Annotated in this window: 10 protein-coding genes; 5 read left to right on the forward strand and 5 right to left on the reverse strand. The window is 58.2% G+C overall.

Going from position 1 to position 10,323, the window contains the following annotated elements; genetic code table 11:
- Positions 1–610 precede the first annotated feature (610 nt).
- Both DQG15_RS17775 and DQG15_RS18315 read left to right on the forward strand, forming a co-directional pair.
- A complete protein-coding gene (locus DQG15_RS17775; RefSeq protein ID WP_198665190.1) occupies positions 611–2,146 on the forward strand; it encodes a hypothetical protein in 1,536 nt (511 codons plus the stop codon).
- Positions 2,147–2,731: 585 nt separating this feature from the next.
- On the forward strand, positions 2,732–3,400 hold the full coding sequence (locus DQG15_RS18315; RefSeq protein ID WP_157969048.1) for a hypothetical protein: 669 nt from the start codon (positions 2,732–2,734) through the stop codon (positions 3,398–3,400).
- A gap of 398 nt (positions 3,401–3,798) precedes the next feature.
- Here the strand turns inward: DQG15_RS18315 and DQG15_RS17780 are convergent, their stop codons facing one another.
- The gene (locus DQG15_RS17780; RefSeq protein WP_116087676.1) at positions 3,799–4,428 is read right to left on the reverse strand and encodes a TetR/AcrR family transcriptional regulator; all 630 of its coding nucleotides are present in this window, start codon (positions 4,426–4,428) and stop codon (positions 3,799–3,801) included.
- A gap of 64 nt (positions 4,429–4,492) precedes the next feature.
- On the opposite strand from DQG15_RS17780, the gene DQG15_RS17785 reads away from it, so the two are divergent.
- Positions 4,493–5,215, forward strand: a complete 723-nt coding sequence (locus DQG15_RS17785) for an SDR family NAD(P)-dependent oxidoreductase (RefSeq protein WP_116087678.1) — start codon at positions 4,493–4,495, stop codon at positions 5,213–5,215.
- A gap of 349 nt (positions 5,216–5,564) precedes the next feature.
- Here DQG15_RS17785 and DQG15_RS17790 read toward each other — a convergent pair whose 3' ends face one another.
- Both DQG15_RS17790 and DQG15_RS17795 read right to left on the reverse strand, forming a co-directional pair.
- Entirely contained in the window at positions 5,565–5,978 is a 414-nt protein-coding gene (locus DQG15_RS17790) for a DUF6220 domain-containing protein (protein WP_116087680.1), read from the reverse strand.
- Positions 5,975–6,586 carry an NAD(P)H-dependent oxidoreductase gene (locus DQG15_RS17795; RefSeq protein ID WP_232830917.1) on the reverse strand — a complete coding sequence of 204 codons (612 nt, stop codon included), beginning with the start codon at positions 6,584–6,586 and terminating at the stop codon, positions 5,975–5,977. Before DQG15_RS17795 ends, DQG15_RS17790 begins: the two co-directional genes overlap by 4 nt.
- A gap of 59 nt (positions 6,587–6,645) precedes the next feature.
- Here DQG15_RS17795 and DQG15_RS17800 point away from each other — a divergent pair, with 59 nt between their 5' ends.
- Positions 6,646–7,542: a LysR family transcriptional regulator gene (locus tag DQG15_RS17800; protein WP_116087684.1), complete on the forward strand. Its 897-nt coding sequence runs from the start codon at positions 6,646–6,648 to the stop codon at positions 7,540–7,542.
- Positions 7,543–7,645: 103 nt separating this feature from the next.
- Here DQG15_RS17800 and DQG15_RS18690 read toward each other — a convergent pair whose 3' ends face one another.
- Together DQG15_RS18690 and DQG15_RS17805 are read right to left on the reverse strand one after the other, a co-directional pair.
- Positions 7,646–7,792, reverse strand: coding sequence for a hypothetical protein (locus DQG15_RS18690; RefSeq protein WP_232830918.1), 147 nt, complete (start codon positions 7,790–7,792; stop codon positions 7,646–7,648).
- A gap of 269 nt (positions 7,793–8,061) precedes the next feature.
- Positions 8,062–8,889: an oxidoreductase gene (locus tag DQG15_RS17805; protein ID WP_116087686.1), complete on the reverse strand. Its 828-nt coding sequence runs from the start codon at positions 8,887–8,889 to the stop codon at positions 8,062–8,064.
- A 96-nt stretch (positions 8,890–8,985) separates the two neighbouring features.
- On the opposite strand from DQG15_RS17805, the gene DQG15_RS17810 reads away from it, so the two are divergent.
- A complete protein-coding gene (locus DQG15_RS17810) occupies positions 8,986–9,876 on the forward strand; it encodes an AraC family transcriptional regulator (RefSeq protein WP_116087688.1) in 891 nt (296 codons plus the stop codon).
- Positions 9,877–10,323 lie beyond the last annotated feature (447 nt).

Below are 10,323 nucleotides of genomic sequence, written 5' to 3' on the forward strand. Positions count from 1 at the left end.
ATGCCTCCATCAGGTTCGCCATGCTTTCCTCTCACAGCCATGTCAAGCTTGCGGAGGGCCGAGGCACATCTGGGCGAGGTTGCCGTCTGCTGGCCCTCCTCGTCGCGTGACGGGGGACGGTCCAAGCGGAACCTGCTGGGCGACAGGTGGCGGTTGTTCCCTGTGGACGTGTTGTTGGATGCCTTCGCCCGCGTCGCAGCGCAGTCCGGCCGTCCGAGCGAAGCCAAGTCCGGACGACGAACCCAACATTCGGCCAGGCTGGGCCACTCGGTGCGAGGTTGATCGACATGTAGGGCGGGAAGCAGGCCTTAGTTGCGGCCGCGACTTAGGTCCCGGAAGGGCGGTAAGCCGTCATTCGCCGCGCCAGGCACGGAGGTCGCGGAAGGGCGGTTAGCGGCCGTTCGCTGCGTTCTGGAGCAATGACCGCAAAGCGCAGAAAGCGGACTTCGGCGCGCGCTCACCCGACGCAACGAAGACAAATCTGGCTGTCGAGATCATCCAAACAGCTGGGGTTAGGCGCATGTGCTACAGGCAGTACTGAGTAATGATAGGGTTGCACGCGCAACTAAAGGAGGTAATCTTTGCTCAGTGAGGTTAAGGCAGGGTTGCAATGCAGGATAAAAGCCAAAAACTAAGAGAGATCATCACTGAGAACTTGCGCATACAAAGAAATAGCGAAAGCGTCGAGTACGTTGATACAGATTCTTTTATTCTCGATCTGAAAGCCAAGCAGAATCACACAATCTTCGCTAGGCGAGGCTGCGGGAAAACCCTGTTAATGTTTAAGTCGGCCGAAGCGACGTCAGAAGATGTGAAAACTATCTACCTAAACTGTGAGGACTTCAAGCGGCATAGTTTCCCTGATGTTTTACTGGTAATACTTGAATCTGTATTTCTTGAGCTTAAGCAAAATTGCACAGGCTGGTTTGGGAGAAAGAAAAGACTTCGCGAAATTTTAAGTGAAGTTATAGCTGATATCGAGAAAATTAATAAACAGCCTGACGAGCAGACCAAATCAGTTTCTGTAGAGGCAGCGAGAGGAAAGAGTAAGGGACGTGAGGTCAGTGCCAGCGGTGAATATGAGGGGCTGAATTTGGGAATTAGATCTGACCGTTCTGCGACAGCCTCATTGCGCGTTGAGCAAACCTTCGAAGAACATCAATCCAAGCTAAAAGATTTGGACAAAAAACTCCCTGAGTACAAGCGGAAGATTCGAGAGTTTTTTGAAATTTCTAGTAAAGTGAAGTTTGTATTTATTCAGCTAGATGATCTCTACCATTTGGACAGGGTGCACCAGGCGTTTGTAGTCGACTACGTGCATCGACTATGCAAAGACCTTCCGATGTTTTTTAAGATCGCAACCCTCAGGCATGCGAGCACGCTTTATGTCGATCGAAACGGACAACCTTTCGGCGCACAAGAAAGACATGATTTTCAACCAGTAAGCATCGACTATGACTTCGGAGACTTTGCGAAGACCAGAAGACGAAATCTCGATATTCTTACGGGATTTGGAAAGCAGGCTTCCATGAGCGCAGGTGAGGTTAATGACCTGTTCAAAGGTGAGGGGTTTTCGCGCCTAGTAATGGCAGGGGGGGGAGTCCCGCGGGATGTAATGTCGCTCTTCCTTGAGATCCTGCCGCAAGCAACGAGGGACGGTGGAAAAATTGGAAAGGATGAAGTGCGCATCAGTAGCAGGTCTAACTTTGAAAGGCGCATTGAGGAGCTGAAGCAAGACTCGCAAGATTACGAACAAGAAGGCCTCTTAAAGGGAATATACCTCATCAGGGAATTTTGCCTTGATCGAAAGACGAATGTTTTCAACGTCAGCGAAGAGGTTCTCAAGAGAAACGATCAAGTTCGTGGGCTAATGTACAGGCTCCTTGACTATAGGATAATTCACAATTGCGGCTCGGCGCTGACCCACAAATCCCAAGAGGGAACGTATCAAGCATTCGCGATTGACATCGGATGTTACGCCCACCTTCGAAAGCTATCTGGCCGCTTCAACGAAATAGATGTCTCAGATCGGCAAGCCAAAGATAAGATGAGGTCTGCCCCCATTCTTACTGTAGCCTGGCTTTCGGATAATGTGTCTAATGTCCCCGAAATCGGTGTCGAAGAAGCACTTTTAGATCAGGATTAGAGCAACAGCCTTATGCCTGGGGGTGGGTGGAAAGGAGGAGGAGGAAATGGAGCGCAAATGGCTCTCCATGATCCGCCTTCTCGGATGCGGTTATGAAAGCAATACGACGTGGCCCGGAGCGGCGAAGAAACACGGATAAAATTTTTAGGATTTAGCTCAAATTCGCAAATTCTCATGTGGGCTTCCAATTTGAGCTATTCAGGCTCTACTGACGGACAGGAGAATCGCAGTTCTGTCTTGCTCATGTCGTCCTATGCCCGGTTTTTCCACCTTACTTCGTTCAAGATTTTTCCGGCACAGACGAGCGGCCACTCCGAGGTGGGGACCAGGCATCCGCTAGCCTTGGTGCGAATGTCGACTCAGGGCCGGAAGCGACGATCGGTGGCGGCATGCCATCTTGTCCGCTGCGCCGCCGCAGGTCCGGTTCGAGGCCTTCTAGCCAGTTCTGACAAAACATCGAACAGCCAGTTTTTAATTCTTCTGCTTCAGGGCCGCAGCTTAACTTCATTTTTTCAAAGATAGCGTATATTATATTTTAATCCTATATACGAACTGCGCCCTTACATCGAAGATGAGTGTATCGCAATGCCACCAAAACAATACGAACTACGGGAAGACGATGAGTTCGTTTACGTAACGGAAGAACTCCTTAAGTATCTGCCGAAAGAATATCGCGATGCTGCCCAAGCTCGTAAGCAGCAAGGTGAGGATGTGCTTCGAATTGGAGATAAGGATATCCAAGGGCTCATCAGGCTCATCAATGCCATACCGTCCACATCAAGCCTCAGCTATATCTATCATCGCCTAAGAACCTCCATCGCCGAGGTTACGCCAGCGACATTGATGGAACAAGACGTTCTCACGACGGCGTTCATCGTGACCTATGCTCGCCTATTCGCGAGCGGCAATGGAGCCATAAAGCTTTCAAAGTCTGATATACCAAATCATTTGAAATCGGTTCATGACGAAATCATGGATCTTCGACATAAAAGGTATGCCCACAACGACGTTCATCAAACGGTAAGCACTAAAATAGAAGTAATTTTTAATGATGATGGTTTCCTTCTGCGGCCGCAAATCAGTATTGGGTTGTGTTTAGGCGGTAGAGATGAGTGGAGGGAGCTTATTGCCTTTATAGACGCTCATGTGCACGAACGACTTTTCAAAATACTGGACCGCTTGACGAGAAAGACAGGCTACAAGTGGTCGTTTCCGAGTGGGCCAGCACCTGGTTGGATCGGCGACTACGGATAGACAGGCACGATCTATTTGCTTGACTGGTCACTAGCTTCACTCTCAGCTCAGTTTCGCCTAGCTGTCAGATTCATGAGTGGCTGCTCTGTCCGCATTGTGTGAGTTCGCGTTGGTCTCGATCTCGTGGTTGCGGCGAATGGCTGGTTCGGGGGACCGCACTGCGGCATAGAAAGCGGAGGCGAACGGCAGCTTTGGGCCGGGACCGGTCACCCGCTGAGCTTGGCGTGAAGGTCAGCTCTGGGCTGGGAGCAATGCCACGCGAAGGGCGACCAGTCTCCTGGCCCTGCGGCGCCGCATGTCTACTTTGAGCCCATTGTGGTCGCCCCACGCATTTGAGGAATCTTGAGGCTCGCCGTTGGAACCCGAGACCTGAAGCGGACGCTCTCAATCAGGCGCGATCAACTTCCAATACTTCGCAGGTGATCTTGGCACATTGCTTTGAGGCCGGTTTTCAACACCGCGATCTCTTGTGGACCGAGCCCACGCTCGAATGCGTTGCGCACGGAGCCGTAGATCACGGTCGTCAATAGCAAGTTTGTCTGCTCGACCTCATCGTCTGGGATGTCGGGGGCATGGCGGAACATGTCTGTCGTCGCCCTGTCCACGCGTGCGGCAAAGGCATAGATCAGCGCATCATTGTCCAACTCAGCCACGGAGCGGTAAAGCGCCTGGGTCAGCTCGGCTCGCTCTGTTTTAACCGCCCAGTATGTATCGATCAGGGCGTCGGTTGCTTCAGCGATCGGGCGCCCCAGCATCCGGGCGCAGGTCTCTTCGACCCGCTCGGCAAGCCGCGTGAGGAAGCGGTCATTTAACGCGTAGACGAGCGCCTGCTTGTTGGGAAAATACTGATACATCGAGCCGACCGAAACGCCTGCGCGTTCAGCCACGCCGGTGGTCGTCAGCCCCACCATGCCCTGTGACAGCAGAACCTGAATCGTCGCCTCGAAAATCGCATCCACAGTCACGCGGGAGCGCGATTGCGACGGTGTTTTCCGGGGCTTCAGGGCTTTCGTCACGGTCGGCGGCATATGCGAATCCAAAATATGAATTTTCCTTCATATAACTAGGGTAAGTCAGAAGAAGGAAAGACTTATGACACATTCACGTATCGCCCTCGTAACCGGCGCCAACAAGGGAATCGGGTTTGAGATCGCCCGCAAGCTGGCGAACTCTGGCGTTCATGTGCTGCTTGGCAGCCGCGACAAGGCGCGCGGCGACGCGGCAGCGGCCGGTCTGGCCGAGGCGGGGTTTGCTGCCGAAGGCCTGCACCTCGACCTCGACTCTGCAGAGACCATCGCAGCCGCAGCGGCCACGATCGAGGCGCGGTTCGGCCGATTGGATATCCTCATCAACAACGCCGGCATCTTCGATGTCGGCGATGCGGCACCCGGCAAGGCCTCGATAGAGGCTGTCCGCCGGGTCATCGATGTCAACTTCATCGGAGCTCTGGCAGTTACGCAGACCATGCTGCACCTTCTACGCGCCGCGCCGAATGCGCGGATCGTAAACATGTCGAGCTCGATGGGCTCGCTAACAGAGAACGCCGATCCCGGCGCACCGTATTACCCGCAACGCTTCATCGGCTACAACGCGTCCAAGGCGGCGTTGAACATGCTGACGATCCAGCTCCACGAGGAACTGAAGGACACCGGCATTACGGTAAATTCGGTGAGCCCCGGCTTCGTCAAAACCGACCTAACCGGAGGATATGGCGAGATGACACCCGAAGAAGGCGCGCGGCTTCCGTTCGAATATGCCTTGGATGCAAAGGTCAGCGGTCGCTTTGTCGAGCCTGGAGGCACGACACCTTGGTGAACGGCAGGAAAGTCCGCACTGCGGACCTCGGGGCCTAGGACGATGCTGCGGAGTGCCATGAAGGTCCGGTATGGGGAAGCCGCGCTGCGACAACGGTCAACCTGGCCAAGGTCGGCTCAGGGCCGGGAGCGATGCCGCCCTAGGGGCGGCCAAGCGCCTCGCACTGCGGCGCAGCGAAGGTCCGCAAGGAGCCCATTGTGACCGATTCTGCACCGATCACGAATGACCGTGAAGCACTAGATGTGGCAGGTCACGGGACGGGTTCTGCCATCGACGTGGATGTGCGTGAGGAGCGCGCTCTGTAGCCCGCTCTTCCCTTCACCATGTACTTGATGCTGTGCTTCCCGGGTTAATCAGCGATGCGGTGTCGGCCCCTGCGCCGTTCGACCTTGAATAGGAAGATGAGCGACGCTGCAAGCAGAAGCGCGGCGTTCAAGGGATGAAAGGCAAGTGCTGCCGGTCCGGCGGCGGCGAGAGCGACCTGCCCGAGATACAGGACCAGGACGACTCCTGCCCACCAGGCGAACCCTCGCAATCGTGGCACGAGTACTGAATAGCCGAAAAGAACCGCCACAGGCAGCATGACAAGACCGCCAACGCTGGCGTGTGTTCCCCATCCGATCCCGCCGAACAAAGCCTGTCCCGCAAGCAAGAACTGCAATCCCAGCAGGACCGGCAGGCCGCGCGCCGCCAGGGTGAAGAGCGCCGGCGTGCCGGCTGAAAGATCGATGAAGGTGTCGTGATCGTGTCCGGTCATCGTCATTCCGCCTCTTGTTCAGACGCGGACGGGGTGGCCGCGATGAAAGTTTCAATCGCATTTGCGTAGCCCTCGGCGGCCTCCACCAAGCCGGCTTCGTCCAGCTTGTCCGCGGTGAAAACGACGTAGGGCTCGTGCCAGGGCAGGCCGCAGCGGTGCGCGGTGGCCCTGAGAGGGGTAAAGATCTCTTCGATCGTGAAGCGGTTCGCCCCGCCCAGGCCATAGGCGCCGGAAATGTTGCCCGCTGTCGCCGCGATCATCAGTGGGGTACCCGTCAAGCGGTCGCCTTCCTCTTCGGCGAAGATGTAGAACATCCGTGTCAGAACGCTGTCCTGCCATGACTTGAGAAGCGCGGGAGTCGAATACCATTGCACCGGGAATTGCAGGACGATCCGGTCGGCCGAGAGAAGGCGCTGCGCCTCGGCTCCGGCATCGGTGAACATGTCGATGACGCCGTCTGAGTACAGGCTCTGGACGTCGACGACCTCGACGTTGGGGATCATGGCGGCGCGGTCGCGCAGCGCTCGGTTCGCGGACGACTTCGCGATGTTTCGGTGGAATAAGAGGATGATAGTGCGGGACATTCTTGCCTCTTGAGTTGGCGTTGATCCCAAGATGGCACCCCACAATAAATTACTCAAAAAGATATAAGATATAGTGTATTATCTGCCTCATGAATTTGCGATCCGTCGACCTCAACCTGCTCGTGATCCTCGATGCACTCTTGGAGGAAGCGCATGTCAGCCGTGCCGCGCAGCGGCTGAACCTCTCGCAGCCAGCCGTCTCAAGCGCGCTGCAACGCTGTCGCGCTTTGTTCGACGACCCGCTTCTTGATCGGGGGCGGGGTAAGATGAAACCGACCCCTAAGGCCGAGAGGTTGCGCGGACCGATCCGTGACATCCTGGCGCAGGTGGAACAGTTGCTCGATCCGCAAATCCCCAAACTTTCAGACTTGGTGCAGGTCGTGCGGATCAGTGCCGCCGACGCTCCGACGGCTCTTCTGGCGCGCCCCCTGCTCGAGAAGCTCGGCCAAACCGCGCCTGGTATCTCGGTTGTTTTCAAGCCTTGGCTGGGACCGGATGCACTCGAGCGGGAGCTTAGGACCGGAGATACCGAGCTTGGCGTCGCGCTCTTCGCCAGACGGGTCGACACTATCGAAACGGAGACGTTGCTGGAGACCAGCTACATCGTTGCCATGCGCCGAGAGCACCCGGTCGCCGAAAGCTTCGATCTCGATGGCTGGCTGGCGTGGCCGCATGTTGTCGTGTCGGGGCGAGGCGAGCGGTACACGCCCCTTGACGAGAGCCTCCGTGCGATGGGCCTGTCCCGTCAGGTCGGCCTTGTGGTCCCGTCCTTTCAACTTGTCCCGGATATACTCTCGTCGACCAATTTACTTGCCATGTTGCCTCGCAAGTCGTTTGAGGAACGGCGCAACGACAACCTCATCGGGGTCCCTCCGCCGCTCGCGGTCGATGGCTTTCCTCTTCATCTCGCGTGGCACCAAAGGAACGTGAATGATCCTGGGATAAGCTATGTCGCTGGTCTTATCCGGGTGATCCTTGGCGAGTAATACTTGAGATCTTCGGTGGCCCGAGTCGTGCGTCAGGGCGTTCGGCAGCTTTGGGGCTGCTTCCATCCTTGCCTAAACGGCGGGAAATGGCAGCTTCGTCCGCTCAGCGGACCTTCACCCTCCGAAAATGCTGCGCGATGGACGAATGGCCGGTCTTGTGAAGCTGCACCGCAGCGATGGCCAGTCTGGCGAACGTCAGCTTTGGGCCGGGAGGGACGGAGGCCTTTGCCAAGGTAGTGACCTCGGTCATCGCGCTGCCGCATGACCGATCCGAGCAGTAGGTTCACCCGGACGATCATGAACTCGAGGATGCTCTGAGCATCGCCGGGTCGGTCGACATCTGATAATCTTGGCGAACGGCTTACGCCGTTCGCCATCCGAGACCGGACACGCAGCGGCATGCGCACCGACGCTGGCTTAGGGCCCACACCAGTCGATCTTCCTTGTGCTTCGAAAGGCGAAGTCGGGCCCAGTGGCAGAGCGGCTCCGGGCCCGTAGCGAGTCGGCCGTCGCGTGCCGTCAGCCGTCTGTCGAGCAGGTGACGGCTTCCCAGACATCGATTTCCTGGAGCATCGCATGAAGCCGCTTGCGCACCAGGCCGAGTGCGTCACTGCCGAGCAGGAGCTGCGGCGGGGGAGTGTCCGACATCACGAGGCCGAGAACAGCTTCGGCCAGCTTATCGGGGTTGCCGAGCTGAGCGCCGTGCTTTTCCTGCCGCGCTTGGCGGATCGGGTCGAAGATGCTGTCGTAATCGCTGATGGAGCGTTCGCTCCGAACCATGGATCGACCTGCCCAGTCGGTGCGGAAGGAGCCGGGGCAGAGTGCCGTTACATGCACCCCGAATGGCGCCATCTCGCTGCGCATGACCTCGGAGATGCCCTGCAACGCGAACTTGCTACCACAGTAATAGGCGATCCCGGGCATTGTGATCAGACCTCCCATCGAAGTGACGTTAAGGATGAAACCGGCTCGGCGCTGGCGAAACCGGGGCAGAAAGGCCTTGGCCACCGCGACCGCTCCGAAGACGTTGACGTCGAACTGGCGCTGCAACTCGGACAGGGGGGATTCCTCCAGCACACCCTCGTGCCCATAACCGGCATTGTTCACGAGGACATCGACCGGGCCGAAGTCTGCCTCCGTCCGGCTGACCACCGCGTCGATACGATCAAAATCGGTGACGTCGCAAAGAACCGGGTGAACGTCGGGAAGGCGTTCGAGGAGCGAGGCCCGCGCTGCATCGGAGCGGACCGTGCCGATCACGTTGTGGCCGGCTTTCAAAGCTGCGCTGGCGATTGCATATCCGAACCCCGAATTGGCGCCGGTAATGAAGAAAGTCTTGCCTGACATGAGGAGGCCCTCGCTTGCGTGTTTCGATGTATTGACAGATTGTCTCGATCGAACCCGCCGTACACGGCTGATCCTCTCTCATCTTTGTCCGATCCTATGAACTGCAACGATCTCGTCTCCCAAGCGGCAGCCCTCGCGCCCCGCGCGGGGTACAACCGCACGACGTTACAAGGCCTGCGCATCCTGCGCTCGGAAGCCGTTCTCGAGGATGTGCCGGTCCTCTATCGGCCCGGCGCGGTCTTCGTGCTGCAGGGCGCCAAGCAGGGCTTTCTGGGCGGGACGGTCTATCGCTACGATGCGGATCACTATCTCGCCGTTTCGGTTCCCGTGCCGTTCCGTATGGCCTCGCAGGCCGATCCCGAACGGCCGCTGCTGGCGCTCTACCTCGAATTCGACCTGCAGCTGGCCGCCGAGATCGCCGTCGCTCTGGACGCCGTGGGAGGGGCGGCGCCAGCGCAGGCCCGGAGCCTCGTCTCCAGCCCGATGGACCCGCGGATTTACGCGCTTCTGGGCCGGACCCTGGCCGCACTCGCGGATCCGCAGGAAGCGGCGATCCTGGGCCAGGGGCTGCTAAGGGAACTGCATTACCGCGTGCTCGTCGGGCCGCAGGGTGGTGCCCTCCGCGCCGCCCTGCGGCAACGGGGCCCCGCGGGACGAATTCTCGAAAGCTTGGGGCGGATCCGGCAAAGTTTCACCACGAGCCTCGCGGTGCCCGATCTGGCGACCGAGGCCGGGATGAGCGTCCCGTCCTATCATGCCCACTTCAAGCAGCTGACGGGCACCTCGCCGGTCCGGTACATCAAGGCGATGCGCCTGCACGAGGCAAGACTGATGATCGCGCGCAACCACGGCTCCGTTGCCAGTGTCGCGGCGATGGTCGGCTACCAGAGTGCCTCCCAGTTCAGTCGTGACTTTCGAAGACACTTCGGGCGGAGCGCGATGGAGGAGGCTCGCTGGATGACGGAGCACATTGGCGAAGTGTCGTGATCTTCGGCGCAGCTCGGTACTCATCCTTCCAAATAGATCGGCGGGGATACCCGGGGCGAATGCTCACTAAGCGGGTCGGGCACGTGTACGAACGGCGGCTTCGTCCGCACTGCGGACCTTGGCCCCCCAGCATCCTGCACCAGGTCATGGGCGACCGCCTCGGGGAAGCCGCGCCGCAGCGATGATCTAACCGGCGAACGGCAGCTAAGGGCCGGAAGCGACGCCGCCCTAGGGGCGGTCAGGCGCCTCGCACTGCGGCGCAGCGAAGGTCCGCTCTGCAGGCCCCGACCGCAGCACTCATCCACAAAGTTGAGTGTCTCCTTTGGGCCGCCTCTGCCACGCAGACCCACTCACTTGGGCTTCCAGCACGCGGCAGCGCCGCATGCTGGCGTCGAGCCGTTCTCGGCCATTTCCGATTTCCCGCTGACGGTTCCGTGGGCAGAGCGT

It is taken from the genome of Tropicimonas sp. IMCC34011 (assembly GCF_003390865.1).
In the GTDB taxonomy this organism is placed as follows: domain Bacteria; phylum Pseudomonadota; class Alphaproteobacteria; order Rhodobacterales; family Rhodobacteraceae; genus Tropicimonas_B.

Bases quoted from the DNA above. Each gene is read 5' to 3' on its own strand.
- DQG15_RS17775 (WP_198665190.1), top strand. From the start codon at position 611: ATGCAGGATAAAAGCCAAAAACTAAGAGAGATCATCACTGAGAACTTG.
- DQG15_RS18315 (WP_157969048.1), top strand. From the start codon at position 2,732: ATGCCACCAAAACAATACGAACTACGGGAAGACGATGAGTTCGTTTAC.
- DQG15_RS17780 (WP_116087676.1), bottom strand. From the start codon at position 4,428: ATGCCGCCGACCGTGACGAAAGCCCTGAAGCCCCGGAAAACACCGTCG.
- DQG15_RS17785 (WP_116087678.1), top strand. From the start codon at position 4,493: ATGACACATTCACGTATCGCCCTCGTAACCGGCGCCAACAAGGGAATC.
- DQG15_RS17790 (WP_116087680.1), bottom strand. From the start codon at position 5,978: ATGACGATGACCGGACACGATCACGACACCTTCATCGATCTTTCAGCC.
- DQG15_RS17800 (WP_116087684.1), top strand. From the start codon at position 6,646: ATGAATTTGCGATCCGTCGACCTCAACCTGCTCGTGATCCTCGATGCA.
- DQG15_RS18690 (WP_232830918.1), bottom strand. From the start codon at position 7,792: ATGACCGAGGTCACTACCTTGGCAAAGGCCTCCGTCCCTCCCGGCCCA.
- DQG15_RS17805 (WP_116087686.1), bottom strand. From the start codon at position 8,889: ATGTCAGGCAAGACTTTCTTCATTACCGGCGCCAATTCGGGGTTCGGA.
- DQG15_RS17810 (WP_116087688.1), top strand. From the start codon at position 8,986: ATGAACTGCAACGATCTCGTCTCCCAAGCGGCAGCCCTCGCGCCCCGC.